Origin of the sequence: Streptomyces sp. NPDC005799 (assembly GCF_040630525.1) — a bacterium.
Classification (GTDB): Bacteria; Actinomycetota; Actinomycetes; order Streptomycetales; family Streptomycetaceae; genus Streptomyces; species Streptomyces griseorubiginosus_B.
The window spans coordinates 175,109-193,941 of record NZ_JBEXXQ010000001.1 but is presented as its reverse complement, the minus strand read 5'-3'; the positions used below and the strand labels follow the sequence as shown (position 1 = coordinate 193,941).

20 protein-coding genes and 1 pseudogene are annotated in these 18,833 nt (G+C 72.5%); 6 read left to right on the top strand and 15 right to left on the bottom strand.

Features of this window, described 5'->3' with window-relative positions:
- Positions 1-42: 42 nt before the first annotated feature.
- Positions 43-1,977, top strand: a complete 1,935-nt coding sequence (locus ABZ453_RS00800; RefSeq protein ID WP_359010192.1) for an acyl-CoA dehydrogenase — start codon at positions 43-45, stop codon at positions 1,975-1,977.
- Positions 1,978-1,999: 22 nt separating this feature from the next.
- On the opposite strand, the gene ABZ453_RS00795 is transcribed toward ABZ453_RS00800, so the two are convergent.
- From ABZ453_RS00795 to ABZ453_RS00775, 5 genes are all read right to left on the bottom strand, one after another.
- Positions 2,000-3,745, bottom strand: coding sequence for an LCP family protein (locus ABZ453_RS00795; protein WP_359010190.1), 1,746 nt, complete (start codon positions 3,743-3,745; stop codon positions 2,000-2,002).
- Between the two features lie 175 nt (positions 3,746-3,920).
- Complete coding sequence (locus tag ABZ453_RS00790; RefSeq protein WP_359010188.1) at positions 3,921-4,496, bottom strand: TerD family protein; 576 nt, start codon at positions 4,494-4,496, stop codon at positions 3,921-3,923.
- A gap of 32 nt (positions 4,497-4,528) precedes the next feature.
- On the bottom strand, positions 4,529-4,807 hold the full coding sequence (gene tatA / locus ABZ453_RS00785) for a Sec-independent protein translocase subunit TatA (RefSeq protein WP_359010187.1): 279 nt from the start codon (positions 4,805-4,807) through the stop codon (positions 4,529-4,531).
- Between the two features lie 40 nt (positions 4,808-4,847).
- Positions 4,848-7,595 (bottom strand): magnesium-translocating P-type ATPase, encoded by a 2,748-nt coding sequence (gene mgtA, locus ABZ453_RS00780; protein ID WP_359010184.1) that lies wholly within the window; start codon positions 7,593-7,595, stop codon positions 4,848-4,850.
- Complete coding sequence (locus ABZ453_RS00775; RefSeq protein ID WP_133040906.1) at positions 7,588-7,959, bottom strand: metalloregulator ArsR/SmtB family transcription factor; 372 nt, start codon at positions 7,957-7,959, stop codon at positions 7,588-7,590. The genes mgtA and ABZ453_RS00775 overlap by 8 nt, the downstream gene beginning before the upstream one ends.
- Positions 7,960-8,076: 117 nt before the next feature.
- Between ABZ453_RS00775 and ABZ453_RS00770 the strand changes: the two genes are divergently transcribed.
- Positions 8,077-8,466, top strand: coding sequence for a BlaI/MecI/CopY family transcriptional regulator (locus tag ABZ453_RS00770; protein ID WP_359010182.1), 390 nt, complete (start codon positions 8,077-8,079; stop codon positions 8,464-8,466).
- 41 nt (positions 8,467-8,507) lie between these two features.
- Here ABZ453_RS00770 and ABZ453_RS00765 read toward each other — a convergent pair whose 3' ends face one another.
- Positions 8,508-8,771 (bottom strand): hypothetical protein, encoded by a 264-nt coding sequence (locus ABZ453_RS00765; protein WP_356766763.1) that lies wholly within the window; start codon positions 8,769-8,771, stop codon positions 8,508-8,510.
- Positions 8,772-8,909: 138 nt separating this feature from the next.
- On the opposite strand from ABZ453_RS00765, the gene ABZ453_RS00760 reads away from it, so the two are divergent.
- Complete coding sequence (locus ABZ453_RS00760) at positions 8,910-9,872, top strand: D-2-hydroxyacid dehydrogenase family protein (RefSeq protein WP_359010179.1); 963 nt, start codon at positions 8,910-8,912, stop codon at positions 9,870-9,872.
- 142 nt (positions 9,873-10,014) lie between these two features.
- Positions 10,015-10,296, top strand: a complete 282-nt coding sequence (locus ABZ453_RS00755) for a chaplin (RefSeq protein WP_359010177.1) — start codon at positions 10,015-10,017, stop codon at positions 10,294-10,296.
- Positions 10,297-10,358: 62 nt separating this feature from the next.
- Here the strand turns inward: ABZ453_RS00755 and ABZ453_RS00750 are convergent, their stop codons facing one another.
- The 9 genes and pseudogenes from ABZ453_RS00750 to ABZ453_RS00710 all read right to left on the bottom strand — a co-directional run bounded on the left by ABZ453_RS00750 (position 10,359) and on the right by ABZ453_RS00710 (position 15,636).
- Positions 10,359-11,225, bottom strand: a complete 867-nt coding sequence (locus ABZ453_RS00750) for a tyrosinase family protein (protein ID WP_359010175.1) — start codon at positions 11,223-11,225, stop codon at positions 10,359-10,361.
- Positions 11,209-11,709, bottom strand: a complete 501-nt coding sequence (locus ABZ453_RS00745) for a tyrosinase cofactor (RefSeq protein WP_359010173.1) — start codon at positions 11,707-11,709, stop codon at positions 11,209-11,211. Before ABZ453_RS00745 ends, ABZ453_RS00750 begins: the two co-directional genes overlap by 17 nt.
- 136 nt (positions 11,710-11,845) lie before the next feature.
- Positions 11,846-12,229: pseudogene (locus ABZ453_RS00740) on the bottom strand (DUF4573 domain-containing protein); the annotation flags it as partial.
- A 13-nt stretch (positions 12,230-12,242) separates the two neighbouring features.
- Positions 12,243-12,761, bottom strand: coding sequence for a hypothetical protein (locus ABZ453_RS00735; protein WP_359010171.1), 519 nt, complete (start codon positions 12,759-12,761; stop codon positions 12,243-12,245).
- A gap of 102 nt (positions 12,762-12,863) precedes the next feature.
- Complete coding sequence (locus ABZ453_RS00730) at positions 12,864-13,466, bottom strand: vitamin K epoxide reductase family protein (protein WP_359010169.1); 603 nt, start codon at positions 13,464-13,466, stop codon at positions 12,864-12,866.
- 5 nt (positions 13,467-13,471) lie between these two features.
- On the bottom strand, positions 13,472-13,969 hold the full coding sequence (locus tag ABZ453_RS00725; protein WP_359010167.1) for a DUF5949 family protein: 498 nt from the start codon (positions 13,967-13,969) through the stop codon (positions 13,472-13,474).
- A 170-nt stretch (positions 13,970-14,139) separates the two neighbouring features.
- Entirely contained in the window at positions 14,140-14,430 is a 291-nt protein-coding gene (locus ABZ453_RS00720; RefSeq protein WP_359010165.1) for a hypothetical protein, read from the bottom strand.
- Between the two features lie 145 nt (positions 14,431-14,575).
- Positions 14,576-15,220 carry a hypothetical protein gene (locus ABZ453_RS00715; RefSeq protein ID WP_359010163.1) on the bottom strand — a complete coding sequence of 215 codons (645 nt, stop codon included), beginning with the start codon at positions 15,218-15,220 and terminating at the stop codon, positions 14,576-14,578.
- Between the two features lie 176 nt (positions 15,221-15,396).
- On the bottom strand, positions 15,397-15,636 hold the full coding sequence (locus ABZ453_RS00710) for a chaplin (protein WP_359010161.1): 240 nt from the start codon (positions 15,634-15,636) through the stop codon (positions 15,397-15,399).
- Positions 15,637-15,975: 339 nt separating this feature from the next.
- Between ABZ453_RS00710 and ABZ453_RS00705 the strand changes: the two genes are divergently transcribed.
- A complete protein-coding gene (locus ABZ453_RS00705) occupies positions 15,976-17,400 on the top strand; it encodes a glycosyltransferase (protein WP_359010159.1) in 1,425 nt (474 codons plus the stop codon).
- Positions 17,397-18,824 carry an exopolysaccharide biosynthesis polyprenyl glycosylphosphotransferase gene (locus ABZ453_RS00700; protein WP_359010157.1) on the top strand — a complete coding sequence of 476 codons (1,428 nt, stop codon included), beginning with the start codon at positions 17,397-17,399 and terminating at the stop codon, positions 18,822-18,824. The genes ABZ453_RS00705 and ABZ453_RS00700 overlap by 4 nt, the downstream gene beginning before the upstream one ends.
- Positions 18,825-18,833: the final 9 nt, after the last annotated feature.

The window sequence follows — 18,833 nt, the reverse complement described above, 5'->3', positions numbered from 1 at the left end:
CCCCACACCGTCTGAACTGGCACTCAAACTGGGGGTATTCGGATGTTCCGCCCCACCAGGGCATCCTTCGGGAAGGCGACCGCGACCGTTTCAGAGCCCGCGCGTGAGTCGGTTTCGCCCCCGCAAGCGGCAGCACCGGCAGGATGCAGTGTCCTCGACGAACTCACCGGGCTGCTTTTCGAGAGGTTCGAGAGAGATGAGAGAGATGAGAGGGACGAGAGAGACGAGCGCGATCGCGTCCACGGCACCTGGCGGCGCCTGATCACCGGCGAGGCCTTCGCCCACCGGCCGGGACTGACTCCGCAGGAGCGCGCCGAACTGTCGTACCGGCGGCTGGGGTTGGTGAACGACGCCGCGGGGGACGCCCGCACCCTGGTGCGGGACACGCGCCGGCTCACCGCGCTGCACGAGTGGACCGGCTTCGTGGACGGCGGGCTGTGCACGGTCGCCAGCATTCACTACAACCTCTTCCTGGGCAGTCTGCTGGATCACGACGGCGACCGGCGCGAGCTGTCCGACTTCACCTCGCTGCGGCGTACCGGGGTGTTCCTGTGCACCGAGCTGGAGCACGGCAATGACGTGGCGGCGCTGCGGACGGAGGCGGTGTTCGACCGGGAGACCGGCGGCTTCGTGCTGAACACGCCGGTCCCGGGTGCGCAGAAGTTCATGCCCAACACCAGCCTGACCGGCGGCCCGAAGACCGCCGTCGTAGCCGCGCGGCTCCTGGTGGACGGCGAGGACCAGGGCGTCTTCCTCTTCCTCACGCCGCTCAGCGACGAGCGGGGCCATCTGCCGGGCGTACGGGTCCGTCCGCTCGCGGAGCGCACCGGCACCCCCGTCGACCACTGCCTCACCGCCTTCGACCAGGTCAGGCTGGACCGCGAGGCCATGCTGGAGGCCGAGCACGGGCGGCTGGACGCGGATGGCAGGCTCACCAGTGGTCTCGGCAACCGGCGCAAACGTTTCCTCCGCTCCGTCGGCCGGGTCACCGTGGGCAAGCTGTGCATGAGCGCAGGCACCCTCGGCATGGCGCGGGCCGCGCTGACGATCGCCACCCGCTACGCCCACCACCGGCACATCAGCGGCACCCGGGCCGGGCAGCGGGTCCCGCTCACCGCGCACCGCAGCCACCACGGCAGGCTGCTGCGCTCGCTCGCGACCGCCTATGCCATGACCTTCCTGCAGCGCTCGGTGGTCGACAGGTGGGTGACGCACGACGAGACCGACCGCGAGGAACACGAGCGGCTGGAGCGGTTGATCGCCGTCACCAAGGGGTGGATCACCTGGCAGGCCCGGGAGATCACCGTCGAGTGCCGCGAACGGTGCGGTGCGCAGGGGCTGTTCCCCGCGAACGGACTGTCGGAACTGCCCGGCAACGTCGAGGGCGGCATCACGGCGGAGGGCGACAACCTGGTCATCTGGCTGAAGGCCGCGTCCGAGATGGTCTTCGGCCATGAGTCGGGACCGGCGACCCCCGTCCTGCCCGTCGGCCGGGACCTCGGTGACCTGGGTTTCCTACGGGACCTGCTGGCCTCGGCCGAGCGGATCTGGCAGCGGCGGGCCCGGGAGGCGCTGCGCGGCGGCCCCTCCGGTGATCCGCTGGGCCGCTGGAACGAGACCTCCGGCGCGGCCCTGGAGATGGTCTCCCTGCACGCGCGGCTGCAGGCGGCCGACGCCCTGCGGGCCGCCGCCGCGCGCACCACGCACGCGCGTGCCCGGTTCCTGCTGGAGAACCTGTGCCGGCTGTTCCTGCTCGACCAACTCCGCGACAACACCGGTGACTTGCTCGCCGCAGGGCTGATGTCTGCCGAGCACGTGACGTCGTTGCACGGCACCACGGAGTCGGTCGTCGCCGCGCTGTCCCCGCATCTGATGACCCTGGTGGACGCCTTCCACATCCCCGAGGAGTACCTGTCCCGCATCCCCCTCGCGAACGCGGACTACGCCGAACGCACCGACGCGAGCCCTACGCGCTGACCGACAACCACCCGGCACGCCCTTACGACGCCGAATCCTTCCGTCCGCTCGCTGCCGCGTACGCCTGGCTCGGGGTCATCGGTACCCCGTTGATCTCCACCGTCTTGTAGGGGCTGACCTTGGCGCAGCCCTTCGCGCCGTCGGCCGTCTGGGCGTGGGCGTCGGCGACGGCCGCGTGGGTGTCGGCGGGGGCCGCCGACGAACCGCCCGAGCCCGAGGAGCCGTACGTCGTGCCGCTCGGCCAGTCGCTGCCGATGACCAGGACGACCCCGCTCGTGCTGCCCTGGGCGAGGTGCGAGGCGGGCAGGCCGATCGCGGAGGCGACGGTCTGGGCCTCGGCCTTCTGCCCGGGGCCGTAGGTGACGGTCGTCCTCGCGGACTGCTCCGGCGCGTTGCCCGAGGTGGTACCCGAGCCGAAGCCCTTGGCGACAAGGCCATTGGCGACCACGGACGCGCGTCCGCCGGTCGTGGTGCCGTTCTCCACCTGGACCGTGACCTGGGAGGCGGGCACGGTGGCCGCGGCCGACGCGGACGGGGACGCGGAGGACTTCTTCTTGCCGCTGCCGGCGGAGGACAGCGACTGGTCGTTGGCGATGGTGGCGAACAGCTGCTTCGCCGCCGCGGCAGGCACCACACGGTTGGCGTTGGTCGGGTCGGCCGCGGTCTGCATGGTGGTGAACGTCATCCGCTTCGACGGCACCTTGTTGAGATCCGTCGCCAGATCGATCAGCCTGGTCACGCTGCCCAGGCCGTCGTCCACGGTCAGCGCCTTGGTCGCCGCGTCCGCCAGCGAGTACACCTTCGCCGGGTTCTCCAGCGTGCCCGCGCTCTTGAACTTGCGGATCATCGCGGACAGGAAGAGGTGCTGGGAGACGGTGCGGCCCAGGTCGCTGCCGTCGCCGAAGCCGTGCCGGGAGCGGACGAACTCCAGGGCCGCGTCGCCCTTGAGGGTGTGGGTGCCCTTGGCCAGCTTCAGGTGGGAGTAGGTGTCGTACACGTTGTCGCTGACACACACCGAGACGCCGCCTACCGCGTCGGACATCTTCACCACGCCCGCGAAGTCGAGCATCACGAAGTGGTCGATGGTGATGCCGGTGAGCTGGTGGACGGTGGCGACCTGGCAGGCCGGGCCGTACTGCAGGGCACTGTTGATCTGGCCGTAGTAGCCGGGCGTGGACTGGTTGCTGTCCGGGTCCTTGCAGGCGGGGACCTGGGTCATCGTGTCGCGCGGCACACTCATCACGGTGGCGTTGGAGCGGTCGGCGGAGACGTGCACCACCATCTCCACGTCCGCGTTGTGGCCGACGGTGGAGCCGGCCGAGCCGCAGCCGCCGCCGAGTTTGCAGTCGGCCGCGTTGTTCCGGCCGTCCGAGCCGATGACCAGGAGGTTGATCGGGGTGCGGCCGAAGGCGTCCGCCTTCTCCGAGCCGCCCTTGCCGTCGAGCGAGACGCTGTTGATGTTGCCGTTGAGGTGCTCGTACAGCCAGGCGCCGGCGCCCGCGGTGACCAGGATCAGCGCCGAGACCGTGAGCAGGGCTATGCGTGCGACGCGTTTGCGCCGGGCCACCGGCTTGGCGCGCCGCCCCGCTCCACGTCCGCGGGACCGGGCCGCCTGCCGGGCGGCCGCCCGGCCGCCGTACGGCGCCTGCGGAGGTCCGCCGTCCGTCCCGCCCCGCCGCCCGGATGTCTCTCCACGCTGGCGGGGAACGCCGGCCGAGCGGTCACGGGTGGCCGATCGGCCGCGGGTTTCGCCCCAGGGGTCGCTCAACTCCCACTCCCTACGCTGCGGCGTACGTCAGGGCGGAGCCCTGGGCTCGGATGATTGCGCAATATAGCAACTGTTGCTGAGATCGCAGGTGGTCTACGCCACACTCGCTTCTTACCTGGTCGGCGGGGGACCCGCGCCGCCCGTGGGTCCCCCGTCGGATCCGGTACCGTCCGCGTCAGACGTTGACGCCGAAGTCGGAGGCGATGCCGCGCAGTCCGGAGGCGTAGCCCTGTCCGACCGCGCGGAACTTCCACTCACCGCCGTGCCGGTACAGCTCCCCGAAGAGCATCGCCGTCTCCGAGGAGGCGTCCTCGGAGAGGTCGTAGCGCGCGATCTCCTGGCCGTTGGCCTGGTTGACCACCCGGATGAAGGCGTTGCGGACCTGGCCGAAGCTCTGGCCGCGCACGTCCGCGTCGTGGATGGAGACCGGGAAGACGATCCGGTCGATCTCCGCGGGTACGGCGGCGAGGTTGACCTTGATGCTCTCGTCGTCGCCCTCGCCCTCACCGGTGAGGTTGTCACCGGTGTGCTCGACCGAACCGTCCGGGCTGGTCAGGTTGTTGTAGAAGACGAAGTGCAGGTCCGAGGCGACCTTTCCGGAAGCGTTCAGCAGCAGCGCCGACGCGTCCAGGTCGTAGTCCGCGCCGGTCGTGGTGCGCACGTCCCACCCCAGACCGACCAGGACCGCGCTCAGCCCCGGCGCCGCCTTGCTCAGCGAAACGTTCCCGCCCTTGCCCAGGGAAACTCCCACGGCTCTTCCTCCCCGCTCCCAGCCTCAAGTTGTCACTTGTCACCAACGCCGGGAACCGGCACGGCGGTTCCCGGTGTCACGGTTCCCGGTGTCACGGTTCCCGGCGTCACCGGCTCGGCGGCGGTCGGCACGGCGGAGGCGGAGGCCTGCGGGGCGCTCTCCTCCTTCATGGCCTTGGCCTCGCTCTTGAGGATGCGCATCGACTTGCCCAGTCCGCGGGCGGCCTCGGGCAGCTTCTTCGACCCGAACAGCAGAATGATCATGATCGCCACGATCAGCAGGTGCCAGGGCTCGAGCCCGTTCCGGAGCATCCCACCCACCCCATTCTCTTCAATCTCTTCGCCATGGTTGCTACGTTGCGCAACTGTACAACCATGGCAGCTTCCTGACAGCCACCAGCCCGCCGGTGTAAAGCGCGAGGACAGCGGCCAGGAGCAGGTAATAAAGGGGTGGCAGCGGGGTCAGTCCGAGCAGCGAGCCGAGCGGGGTCACCGGCAGCAGCAGTCCTACGGCGGCCAGCGCGCCGGCCGCCCATCCCACCGGCCCCGGCAGCCGCCCCACCGTGTCGCGCCCGGCGCGCAGCAGCACCATCACCAGGGCCTGGGTGATGAGGTTCTCGGTGAACCAGCCGGAGTGGAACACCGCCGAGTCGTCCAGGCCGCCCGGCCCGTGCAGGGTGAGCGTGAGCACGCCGAAGGTGGCGAGGTCGGCGACCGCGTTGAGGACGCCGAAGCCGGTGATGAACCGCAGCAGGTCACGCGGACGCAGCAGGATCGGGCGGCGCAGCACCGAGGGGTGCGGCCGGTCGTGCGCGAAGGCCAGCTGGGCGGCGTCGAAGAACAGGTTCTGCGCCAGCACCTGGGCCGGCAGCATCGGCAGGAAGGGCAGCAGCAGACCGGCCGCGAGCATCGCGATGACGTTGCCGAGGTTGGAGGAGAGCGTGATGCGCAGGTACGTGGCGATGTTCCCGCCGGAGTAGCGGCCGGCGGCGATGCTGTGCCCGATCGCGGTGAGGTCCTTCTCGGCGAGGACCACGTCCGCGCTCTCCCGGGCGACGGCCACCGCGTCGCGCGGGGCGATGCCGACGTCGGCGGCGCGCAGGGCGGGCAGGTCGTTGACGCCGTCGCCGAGGTAGCCGACGGTGTGTCCGCCCGCGCGCAGGGCGGTGGCGACGCGGGCCTTGTGCTCGGGCGCGAGGCGGGCGAAGACGACGGTGCGCTCGGCGGCCTCGGTGAGTTCGGGGTCGGTGAGGCGGTCGACCTGGTCGGCGGTGAGGACGCCGTCGGCCGGCACGGGGACGCCCAGGTCGCGGCAGGCGCGTACGGCGGTGCCGGGGTGGTCGCCGGTGAGGATCCTGACGGTGACGCCCTGCTCGGCGAGGCCCCGCAGGGCGGCGGCCGCGGTGGGCGCGAGGGCGTCCTTGAGCGTGACGAAGCCCCGGAACTGAAGGCCGCGTTCGTCGGCGGGGGTGTACTCACGGGACCGGGCAGGGCGTTCGGCGGTGGCGACCGCGAGCACCCGCAGCCCGCCGTCCGCCTGCCGTGCGGCACCCGCGAGCAGCCGCGCCCGCTCCTCGTCCGCCAGCGCACAGCGCGCGAGGACGGTCTCGACGGCGCCCTTGACGACGAGGGTGTGCGTGCCGAGCCGCCCCGGTGTGCGCACGACGGCGGTCGCGAGGCGCCGTACGGGATCGAAGGGCAGGGCCGCCACCCCGTCGTACGCCATGATCGCGTCCTCGTCGGCGGTGTCCAGGACGGCGTCGTCGAGGGCGTCCGGGGCGGGCAGATCGGCGAGTTGCAGGGTCCACCAGGCGTTCACCGCCGCCCAGCGCAGCACCTCGGGGTCGTCGTGGCCGTCCGGGCCGAGGGCGCCCTCCATGACGGGACGGTCCTGGGTGAGGGTGCCGGTCTTGTCGAGGCACAGCACGTCGACGGCGCCGAGGTCGTGCAGCGCGGGCAGCCGTTTGACGATCACCCCGTGGCCGCGGGCCAGCAGCGCGGCGCCGCGCGCCAGGCACATGGTGACGATGACCGGCAGCATCTCCGGCGTCAGCCCCACCGCCACGGCGACGGCGAAGGGCAGGGTCTCCAGGCCGCGGTCGCGCAGGGCGGCGTTGGCCATGAGGACCAGCGGCGGGGTCAGCAGCATGAACCGGATGAGGATCCAGGAGATGCCGTGCACCGACCGGTCGAAGGCGCTGGCCTCCCGGCCGGGCTGCGTACGGCCGTGGGCCGCGGCGAACCTGGTCCGCGCGCCGGTCGCCACGACCACCGCCGTGGCGCTGCCGCCGGCGACACTGCTGCCCTGGAAGCAGAGCTCGGGCCGGTCGAAGACACCGCCCCCGCCCGCGGACCCGTCGTCGGCGTCCTTGGCGACCGGCGCCGACTCCCCGGTGAGCACGGCCTGGTGGACGGTCAGCCCCTGCGCCCGCAGCAGCCGTACGTCGGCCGGTACGAGGTCGCCGGGGCCGAGCCGGATCACGTCCCCCGGCACCAGTTCCTCCACCGGGATCTCCCGGTCGTCCGGCGGCAGGTCCTCCTCGGCGCGGCGCAGGACGGTGGCGGTGCTGGCCACCAGGCCGCGCAGCCCGGCCATCGAACGGTCGGCCCGGTGCTCCCCGGAGGCCCGCAGCACACAGCTCACCGCGACCAGCAGCAGAATCACACAGGCCGTGCCCCAGGAGGCGACGACCGCGGACACCAGACCCAGGCAGAGCAGGACGACGGTGAAGGGGTCCCGTGTGCCGCGCAGCACCGTCGCCGCCCAGGAGGCCTCCCGGTACGCGGGCAAGGTGTTCGCCCCGAACCGCCCCTGCCGCTCCTCGGCCTGCGCCTCGGTCAGCCCTCGCGGGCCGCTCTCGAGACGCCGGAGGGTCTGCAGAACGGTGACGGCACCGCCGCCGTCGGCCGGGGCACGCCGCTTCGGTGAGACGCGGGCCGCAGCTCCCGCCTCGGTGCCGTCGTCCGGGGCGCGCTCCGTCCAGGACCCGACCGGTGCGCGCTCGACGTCCGGTCCGGCCGGCGTGCCCTCCGCACCCGGTCCGGCTCCCGGAGATCCCGCCCCCGGAGCCGGTTCCGGGGCCGCCGTGCTGTCAGCCACCGGCCCCGCGCAGCCTGCGTACGGGGCCTCGACTCCCGGAGTCGCCCTCGGCACGCGCGGCCAGCTGACCCACCATCACCCGCACCACGGTCACCACGTCGGGATCGTCGACGAAGTAGATCTGCCGCCGCCCCTCCCGCCGGGAGCGCACGAGCCCGGCGAGCTTGAGCTTGGCCAGGTGCTGGCTGACGGCGGGCAGCGCGCCGCCGACCCGGTCCGCGAGGTGGGTGACGTCGCTCTCGCCCTGTGCCAGCGCCCACACGATGTGCAGCCGGGCCGAGGACGCGAGCAGCCCGAAGGCGGCGGCCGCCTCCGCCAGTACCTCGGCGGACGGATCCTCGAAGCCACCGATGTCCGCTGCCACAGCCCTCTCCCGTCCCACCCAAGCCGACAAGCCGTCCCAGTCTAGGGGCCGCGCTCACCTCTACAGGAGAGTAGAAGTCACGGGTCCCGCGCCCCTTCCCCTCTATACGATGCGACCATGGCGAAACCGGAGCAGCGCCGCCCGCGCCGGGCGCAGGGCGAGTTGGAGACGCAGGTGCTCGCCGTGTTGCGGACGGCCGACGCCCCGGTGACCGCGGCCTGGGTGCGGGAGCGCCTGGGCGACGACCTCGCCTACACGACGGTGATGACCGTGCTGAGCCGGCTGTTGGGGAAGCAGGCCGTGAGCCGCCGCCGGGAGGGCCGTTCCTTCGTCTGGGAGGCGGCCGGGGACGAGGCGGGGCTTGCCGCGCTGAGGATGCGCAAGGTGCTGGACCGCGAGCGTGACCGCCGCGCGGTACTGGCCCGCTTCGTCACCGCGCTGCCCGCGGACGACGAGCAGGTGCTGCGCGACCTGCTGGACCGGACGGCCGACGAACGGACGGGCTGAACTCCCGCGGGGGCGTCCAGCATCGACCGGTCGCCGTGATGTCAGCCGGAACCGCTCTCGACGGACTCCTCCTGCGGCCGGGGGAGCTCCCGGTCGCCCACCAGCAGGCACCAGGCGACATCGCCGACGGCCGCTCCGACCGCCGCGGCTCCGGCGATCAGTCCGGCCGTGATCAGTCCCCCGCCGACGTACGGACGTCCGTCGAAGAAGGACAGGGCGACCCCGAGGGTCAGCAGGACGACCGCGAGGGCGGCCGGGACACCGGGCACGAGCAGCGCCCGTACGGACAGGAACCGACCCGCCATGTCTCTCTCCGGTTGGATGGTTCGATGGATGGGCTGTACGGGCTGGCGAGTGTAACGGTTCTCGGTTTGCGCAACCTTAAAACTGACCTGTACTCGACATAGCGACCTGTATCCGGCATACCGACGAAAGGATTCCCCGTGCGCCTGCGCTGCGCCGTGCTCGACGACTTCCAGCAGGTGGCGACCGAGATCGCCGACTGGTCGTCCGTGGCCGACCGGGTGGAGACCGTCTCCTTCTCCGAGCACTTCGCCTCCGAGGACGAACTGGTTTCCGCGCTCGCCGAGTTCGACATCGTCGTCACCCTGCGCGAACGCGTTCCTTTCCCCGCCTCTCTGCTCACCCGTCTCCCGCGCTTGAAACTTCTCGTCGCCTCCGGCATGCGCAACAGCGTCATCGACTACGCCGCCGCCGAGGCGCGAGGCGTCACCGTGTGTGGCACGGCGAGCTCCTCGACCCCGCCCGTCGAACTGACCTGGGCCCTGCTGCTGGGCCTGGCCCGCGGGATCGTCGTGGAGAACAACGCCCTGCGCTCCGGCGGCCCCTGGCAGCAGACGGTCGGCGCCGACCTGCACGGCCGCCGGCTCGGCCTGCTGGGGCTCGGGAAGATCGGCAGCCGGGTCGCGCACGTGGGTCTCGCCTTCGGGATGCACGTCAGCGCCTGGAGCCAGAACCTCACCAAGGAGCACGCCGACGAAGTGGGCGTCGAACTCGCCCCGTCCAAGGAGGAATTGCTCGCCAACAGCGACTTCGTCTCCGTCCACCTGGCCCTGAGCGACCGCACCCGCGGACTGCTCGGCCCCGCCGAACTCGCCCTGCTGAAGCCCACCGCCTGTCTGGTGAACACCTCCCGTGCCGCCATCGTCGACCAGGACGCCCTGCTGGCCGCGCTGCGCGAGGGCCGTATCGCCGGCGCGGGCGTGGACGTGTTCGACGTCGAACCCCTGCCCGCCGACCACCCCCTGCGCACCGCGCCCCGGCTGCTGGCCACACCCCACCTCGGCTATGTGTCGCGGGCGAACTACGAGACGTACTACGGGCAAGCCGTCGAGGACATCCGGGCCTTCCTGGACGGGGAGCCGGTGCGGCGGCTGGGTCGATGAGGGGGAGCGACGGCGTGCGAGCGGGTGTTCAAAAAGGGTGATGCACCGAGGAACGCCGTGACTCCGCGCGAGGCTGGGCGTTGAAGGGGGAGTGCGACGGCGAGTGGTGTCGGCGCACTTGCCTATTCAGAAGGAGAACGTGATGTCTCGCATCGCGAAGGTGGCCGCCGTCGCGCTCGGCACCGGTGCCGTCGTCGTCAGCGGCGCCGGCCTGGCCATGGCCGACGCCGGTGCCGAGGGCGCGGCCGTGGGCTCGCCGGGCGTGCTGTCGGGCAACGTCGTCCAGGTCCCGATCCACATCCCGGTCAACGTGTGCGGGAACACCGTCAACGCGGCCGGCCTGCTGAGCCCGGCCTTCGGCAACAGCTGCGCCAACATCAGCGGCCACCACGACAAGAGCGGCGGCTACGGGGACGACAACTGACGCACCCGCGGGAAGAGCCCCGGCACCTCTGGTGCCGGGGCTCTTCCCGTGTCCGGGGCCGCTCAGACGTACCGGTAGATCCGGCTGACGTCTTCCATCTGGTCCGGCGTCACGTCCCAGGGCGGCATCTTCTCGTGCCGGGCGACGATCCGCCCGTGCTGCCCGTCGCCCACGCCGGGCGGCTTGGCCGGCAGATAGCGGGCGCCCTTGTGCCGGGCCTGCCAGCGGGTCCACTGCAGATCGACGAAGGCGTGGTGGAGCCAGAACACCGGGTCGTTGACGGAGGCGCCGCCGAGCATCGCGCCGCCGACCCAGCGGTGCACCCGGTTGTGGTTGCGCCATGCGACCTTGCCCCGCCCGGTCCCCCACCCCTCCAGCTTGTTGCGGAAGCCCTTGGTGACGGTGGAGTCCCAGGGCGAGACGTCGTAAACCCGCTCGGCGAGCGCCGACTCCAGCTCGCTCCGCGTCGGCAGCGCGATCGGGTCACGGGCCCGCCCGAGGTCCCGGGTCAGGAACGTCCCGTCGGTGACGCCCTCCTTGATGGTCCAGTGGCCGGCCGCGTAGGCGAACGGCCCGGTCATCACCCGGTGGTCCAGGGAGCGCCCGTTCCCGCCGAGCAGGTCCGCGGTCCAGGGCGCCGAGGCCGCGGTGCGGTCGCGGGTCCAGTCCCAGTACGGCACGCTCACCGAGGAGTCGACCCTGCGCAGCGCCTTCTCCAGCTCCAGCAGGAAGCGGCGGTGCCAGGGGAGGAAGGAGGGCGTCATGTGCGCCGCACGCAGCCCCTTCTCCCCGTCGGAGGTGTAGTACTCGATGTGCGTCCGCACGAACTCGTCGTATTCTCCGCGTCGTTTGACCTCCAGCATCGCGTTCACGAACCGCCGCTTCTCGGCGCTCGTCAGCGTGCTGACGTTCTTACGCGTATACGCCATCGTCTTCCCCCATGTGCAGGTGTCCCCCCATGTCCGTCTGTTCGTCGCTCATCGGCCCCGGCGCCGTGTCCCGCAGGTGCTCCCCGGGCCCCATCTCGTCGACGGCGGCGCGGGCGGCCTCCAGGGGAGTCGGGTACGAGCGGTAGTGGTCGACCATGCTCAGCCAGGTGCCGTCGGCCCGGCGCATCAGGTGCAGCGGGCGTCCGTCGACGGTGACCTGCCAGTGCTCGCCGACGGCGCCATGCGCCGCCATCGCGGTGGTGGCGGTCCTGAAGCCCTGGATGCGTCGGCCGTGGTAGGTCTCGTCGAAGGCCTGCCCGCCGGTCCGGGGCTCCACGCTCGCGGGCCGCGAGGCGGCGACGACGGGCGCGAGTGCCAGCGCCATCGCGGGCGCCAGCAGCCCCCGCAGCATCTCCCGCCGCGTCCCGGCTCTCGTCGGCTCCCCCTCCGCGCCCACCGCCACCCCGCCTGCACTCACAACCATGACTCGCTCCTCGTCCGATCCGGTTCGCTCGGTTCTCCGAAGCGCTAACCGACCGTCCGCCCGTGCGGTCACCGTCGGGGGGCCAACAGATGGACACGGGGCGCGGGGGCCGACAGATCGAGACGGTGCGTGGAGGCCGACGGCTGGACACGGGGTGCGGCGGCGTCAGACGGACATGGGCCGCGGGGGTCGATGGATGGACACGGGCTGCGGGGGCCAACGGACGAACATGGGCCGCGGGGGTCGATGGATGGACACGGGCTGCGGGGGCCAACGGACGGACACGGGCCGCAGGGGTCGATGGATGGACACGGGCTGCGGGGGCCAACGGACGGACACGGGCCGCGGGGGTCGATGGATGGACACGGGCTGCGGGGGCCAACGGACGAACATGGGCCGCGGGGGTCGATGGATGGACACGGGCTGCGGGGGCCAACGGACGAACACGGGCCGCAGGGGCAGACGGACGGACACGGGAACGTGAGCGAGCCCGGCGGTCGCGGTGGTACGGGCCCGGCGGGTGCGACGTCCGGCTACAGGCCGGGGCCGAGGTCCAGGTTCGCGCCGGGGACCGTCTGCAGGACCGGGGCCGACACGCCCGCCTCGGGCAGCTTCAGGTCGGGCAGGCCGGCGTTCTGCGGGTTGGGCGGGGTCAGGGGGGTGTCCAGGTTCAGACCGGGGGCGACGGTGCGCAGGTCGGAGGCCGGGGTGGAGACACCGAAGTGGTCGAACTGGTCGCCCGGGACGTGCGGCAGGGGCGCGCGCAGTCCCGCGCCGGGCAGTCCGCCGGTGACTGGCACCTGGGGCAGGACTCGCTCCGGGACGAGCCGGCCCTCGGCATACCGCGGCCCGTCGGGCCGGCCCGGCGTCGGCAGGGGGATCTCGCCGCCGAGCTTGGGCAGTTCCATGTCCAGGGACTGCTCGGCGCCCTCCAGCGGCACGGGGACGGGGACCGTGCCGATCGCGGCGGCCGGGGTCGCCGCGGCGGCGCCGACGGCGGCCGCGACGCCGGTGAGGACGGCGGCGAGGGTTCCTCGGGTGGTGGACTTCATCTCGGGTACGGTCCCTTTCGCGATTCGGCGGGCTCTGCGTGCGTCCCGAGTAACGAGGCCGCCTGGGCCATCAGTTCACAATTCCCCCGGGTGCAGCAGTAGTCAGCTTGTCCAGAAGTCCCACCAGCGGGTCAGCACCAGCATGCCGATCACTCCGACGTGTGCCGGCGGGAGCACCCAGGTGAAGTCGCCGAGGAACGTCCTCGCCCAGCCGGGCGCGGGCAGGAAGCGACGCAGGACGGCGTACGAGGTGACGTACCAGAACAGCAGGATCGTCGCGACCCACGCCAGACAGCACCACAGGCACAGCGCGTCGATCCGGTACAGCGACTCGAACTGCAGCCAGGACACGAACCCCACGCCGAACAGGCATCCCGCGTCGAAGGTCAGCCAGTACCAGCGGGGAAGGACGGCGCCGGCCAGCAGGCTCATGCCGACGCAGACGACGATGCCGTAGGCGACCAGGCCCAGCATCGGATTGGGGAACCCGAAGACCGAGGCCTGGTCGCTCTTCATGACACTGCCGCAGGACACCACGGGGTTCAGGCTGCAACCCGGCGTGAAGTGCGGATTCTCGAGCAGCTTGAACTCGTCGAGGGTGATCACCCACGAGGCCAGCAGCCCGGCCGCACCTGTGATCACCAACAGCAGGGCGAACCCGGGGCCCGTTCCCGCCCGCCGCGCCGCGTCCTGCCCCGCGGCCACCGCCGTCAGCCGCGCAGCCTGCGGGCCGGCAGGACGACGTGCGCCGCCGCGTTCAGGGTCTCCTCGGCGCCCGCGAAGGCGGCGAACGCCTCCGGGTCGACGGGCTTGCCCGGCTCGGCCTCGGGCCAGGGACGGGTGGTGAACACCAGGTAGGCGTAGCCGCGTTCGGCGACCGCCGCGAGCCACTCCGGCGGCGGGGTGCACGCAGCGTTGGAGCCGGGCAGGGTGACGACAGCGTGGTCGCCCTCCACGAGCAGGCTCAGCGGCAGGCTCGGCCTGGCGGCGGCGTCGATCAGCTCGCCGCCGATGGGCAGGGCGACGCTCCCCAGCAGTTCGGCGACGGCGGCCGACGCGGCCTCGGGGCCGGCCGCCGCGTCGCCGAGGGTGTAGGCGAGCAGGTAGGGCATGTCACCGTCGGGGGCCTCGCCGCTCCAGGCCATCACGACGAGGGTGCCCAGTTCGGCGGGGCCAAGGGGGCGGGTTCCACTTGAGGTTGAGGTCACCGCGCGACCTTATCGACGGCCCGGAAGGCGGCCGGGCGGCTTCTCACCCGACCGGGGGACGGTCCCCGCCCTCTCCACACGAACGAGGGACCCGCCTCGAACAGCCTGCGGCACTACGTGACTTCGGTTCGAAGTGATTCAGTGCTGGAGTGACTCAGTGCTGGAGTGACTCAGTGCTGGAGCGGCAGGCCGCCGAGCAGTCCGCCTTTCTTGTTCAGCGCGCCCGTCGCGCCCTTCACGGTGCTCAGCAGGGAGTCCTTGTTCTCGGTGTCCAGCGCGTTCGACTGGTGCTGCAGCGGCATCACGTCGCGAGGCATGACGTGCCCGCTGGTGAGCGTGTTCACGGCGCCGTTGAGGCTGGTGGGCGTCACGTCCGAGGCGCTGTAGGCGAACGCGGGCGCGGCGGCGCCGGCGAGGGCGACGGTACCGGCAACGACAGCGGCGGCCTTCAGGGACTTCATCGGATTCCTTTCATCGGGCAACTCACGTCACCAGGGGATTTCTGACGCCGTGCCCAACGATCCACGCCCAGGAGGGAAACCCCGGGCGCGGAAAACGTTTCTCATCCTCATATGAAAGGCCGCCGAGTTCGGCTCTCGCCCCGGGTCACTCGACGGGCAGCGCCGGCACCGCGGGAAGCGAGGGCGTCGACACCGGCAGGCCCGGAAGGTCGGCGGCGGGCAGGCTGCCGCCCAGCAGGGTCGCGGTGATGGTGCCGACCAGCCCGGTCACCACGCTCGTGACGGCCGGCACCACCTGGCTGACGTCCCCGGAGGTGACCGCCTGGAGCAGGGCGTCGATCGCCTTCCGCAACGCGGCCAGGGCGTCGCCGGTGAGGTCGGCGGCGGCCCGCGGCCTGGCGTCCCCGCTTTTCTCGGCGAGCGTCGGCAGGGCGGGCGGCGCCTGGGTCGCGGGCGCCGTGGGGACAGCGGCGGAGACCTTGGCGAGGGCGTCGGTGGCGGCCTTGCCGAGCGTGCCGGCGTCGGCGGCCGGGAGCCGGCCGTTGTCGGCCTTGAGGACGGCGTTCAGCAGGTCGGTGACCGGGGTGAGGACGGTGCCGAGGTCGCCCAGGCTCTTGACCGGGGCGAGGAGCGCGTCCGCGCCGGGGACAGGTGCGTGGGCCGCGGCCTGGACACGCTGCTCCCGGGCCGGCGCGCCGTCGGCCGCCAGGGCGGCCGGTGCGGCGATACCGGCGAGGAGGGCGGCGCAGAGTGCGGAGGACGCGATACGCCGTGCGGGCAGACCACGCATGGGTGTTCCTTTCGGTGGTGCAGGGGACCTGCTGGCCACCGTGGGACCGCCCCTCGCGCCCCGCAACCGCACGGCCCCGTTCGGGGCAGCGCGAACCGGCCGCTCGCCCGCGGAGGAACCACGGGAGGGCGGCCGGCGAGGGAATGCGCGCCTGAAGGCAGCGACGTCGAGGGACGTCAGTTGTTGACGCACACGTTGCCGAACACGGGGTTCAGCAGGCCGGTGGCGTCGGTGGAGTTGCCGCAGACGTTGACCGGGTGGTGGATCGGGATCTGGACAACGTTGCCCGACAGCACGCCCGGCGAGTGGGCGGCGACGCCGTGCGCGTCGGAGTCGGCGGAGGCGAAACCGGCACCGCCGGCGACCGCCGCAGCGGCGGCGGTGGTAAGGACCAGGCCCTTCGCGATACGCGACATGGAGAGGTGCTCCTTGGGAGTTGACACAACTTCCGGGTGGATACCCGGCGCTGTGTCAACGCGTGACGCGCAAGCGGGTTGTGCCGCCAAAGGGGTGATCCGGCGACAGGCCATACTTACCAATCCAACACACTTGTCTGGTTTCAACCGATTTATGCGAGCGGTGGTTAGAGTTGCACACCTCCTGACGCAGCCCTGCAGCCGGCCGATCGCACGCTTCACGCTCCCCACGGTTGTTCGATCTCGGCACCGCTCCGCGGCTCGGCGGTGACCAGCTGGCCGTCCGGCTCGTTCCCCAGCGGGACGCCCGAGCGCCACCCGTGAGCGAGGAACCGCGCAATGCACCTGCCAGCACCCGACCCCCGGCCCCGGGTCCTGCACATCACCCAGCCGGTGGACGGCGGGGTCGCCCGTGTCGTGACGGACCTGACACGGGCCCAGCTCGCGGCCGGTCTGCACGTCTCGGTCGCCTGCCCCGAGAGCCGCCTCGCCGACGAACTGCGGTCGCTCGGCGCCGACGTACACCCCTGGCGGGCGACCCGCTCGCCGGGTCCGACACTCGTTCGAGAGGTACGCCGACTGGTGCGGGTGCTCGCCAAGGCGCGGCCCGATCTGGTGCACGCGCACAGCGCGAAGGCGGGGCTGGCCGGGCGGCTCGCGGTGCGCGGGCGCGTCCCCACCGTTTTCCAGCCGCACGCCTGGTCGTTCGAGGCGGTCGACGGGGGCATGGCGGCGCTGGCGCTGCGCTGGGAGCGGTGGGGGGCGCGCTGGGCGTCCCGGGTGGTGTGTGTGAGCGAGGCGGAGCGCGCGACCGGCGCGCGCGCCGGGATCGCCGCCCGCTGGGCCGTCGTGCCGAACGGCATCGATCCGGGGCGTTTCCATCCCGCGGCCGTCGACACCGTACGGGCCGCGCTGCTTCCGGACGTCGATGCGGCGGCCCCACTGGTGGTGTGCGTGGGGCGGCTGTGCCGGCAGAAGGGGCAGGACGTGCTGCTCGACGCCTGGTACGCCGTGCAGGACCGGGTCCCCGAGGCCCGGCTGGTGCTGGTCGGAGAGGGGCCGGACCACGACGAACTCCGCTCCCGCGCACCCGAGTCGGTGGTCTTCGCCGGGGCCGTGCCGGACGCCGCGCCCTGGTACCAGGCCGCCGACCTGGTCGTGCTGCCCTCGCGCTGGGAGGGCATGGCACTCGCCCCGCTGGAGGCGATGGCCTGCGGACGCCCGGTGGTCCTGACGGACGTGGACGGAGCCCGCGAAAGCCTGCCACCGGCCCTGCGGCCGGCCTGCCGCCTCCTGAGGAACCCCGCGCACGGAGCTCCCGCCCACACGCCCGGTCGCCCGGGATCGCGAGCCGGCTATCGCTGTCCGGCCACCGGGGTCGTGTCGGGCGGCGCCGCCCCAGCACCCGATCGCCCCGGCCCGGCAGCGGACTCCCGCGGCCGACTCACCGGTTCGGTGTCGGACCGCTCGCCCGGTACCCCCGCCGCCTCCGTCGCCGGCTCGGACAACCCCGAGGCCGTCCCCACGCCCCGTTGCCTCGTCCCGCCGGGAGATACGGGAGAACTCGCCGACGCCGTGTCCTCGTTGCTGCTCGATCCGTTGCTCCGGGAGTCGCTCGGGCATCTGGGGCGCCAACACGTCCTGTCCACGCACGACGTGCGGCACACGGCCGAGGCGGTGGCGGGCGTGTACCGCGACCTGCTCGGCGACGTGTCCGCCGCTGCCGCCGTGCCCTCCGAGTACAGGGAGTCCATCCACTCGTGACCGCGGAAAGTACCGTCCCCTCGCCCGGCGGGCAGCCACGGGACATCGGGTTCTCGCCCGTCTCGGTCATGCCCACACGCACCGCCGCGGCCGGCTTCCGGTTCCCGGCCGGCCGCCCTCCGGCGCGCCCCGCCTCCCCGGTGCCGCTGCTCGCCGCCGACGTCACCGCCGCCGTCCTCGGCGCCGTGGCGTTCGCGGGCGTCGAGCAGGGCCCCCTGCTGCTGGCCCTCCTGGTCGCCGCGTCGGTGCTGCTGCGCCCGCATCCCCCGCGGCACGCCCCCGGCGTCCTCGACGAACTCCCCGTCGTCTGCGGCCGGATCGCCGTGACCTGGGCGGCGCTCGCGGCGCTCGTCGCGGCGTACGCCCCGGCGCACGCGCTGTCCGCCCGCACCCTGCTGCTGGGCTTCCTGCTCCAGTCGACGGCGGACTGCGCGGGTCGCGGCCTGGTGCACTGGCGCCGGCGCACCGCCCTGCTCAGCCGACCCCGCACCGCCCTGGTCATCGGCCCGGCGGCGACCGCCCAGCGCGTCGCCGCCGCCGTGCTGCGGCACCCCCGCTGCGGGGTGCTGCCGGTCGGGATCGTGGCCGAGCGCCCCGAGGGCACCGGCGGACTGCCGGTGCTGACGACCGGTCAGGAGGTGCAGCGGGCGCTCATCCAGAACGGCGTACGGGAGGTGCTCGCCGTCCATCCCTCGGTACGGACCGAGCAGGGACCGCTGATGCGGGCGCTCGCCGAGTCGGGGTGCACTATGTGGGAGGTCGACGCGGACTCCCCGTCGTACGCGACCCGGGACCAGCTCGCCGGGTTCTCCTGCCGGCGGCTGGACATGGGGCATGGGCCGCGGCGCGGGAGCGTCGGCAAGCGGCTGCTGGACGTGCTGGTCGCCGGGACGTTGCTGCTGCTGGTCAGCCCGGTGCTGCTGGTGTGCGCGGTGGTGCTGCGGGTCAGCGACGGGCCGGGGGTGGTCTTCCGGCAGGAGCGCATCGGCAAGGACGGCCGCCCCTTCACGCTGCTGAAGTTCCGCACCCACCGTCCGGTCGACGAGCACGAGTCGGCGACCCGCTGGAGCGTGGCCGACGAGGACCGCATGTCGTGGTTCTGCCGCTTCCTGCGCCGCACCTCCCTCGACGAGCTGCTCCAGCTGTGGAACGTCTTCCGGGGCGACATGAGCCTGGTCGGCCCGCGTCCCGAACGACCGTACTTCGTCGCCCAGTTCAGCCAGCACTACCCCGGTTACGCGGCCCGCCACCGGATGCGGACCGGGATCACCGGGCTCGCCCAGATCAACGGTCTGCGCGGCGACACCTCGATCGAGGACCGGGCGCGCTTCGACAACGCGTACATCGACAACTGGTCGCTGTGGCAGGACATCTGCATCCTGCTGCGCACCGCGGCCGCACTCGTACGGCCGACGGGGAGCTGAGCGACGCCG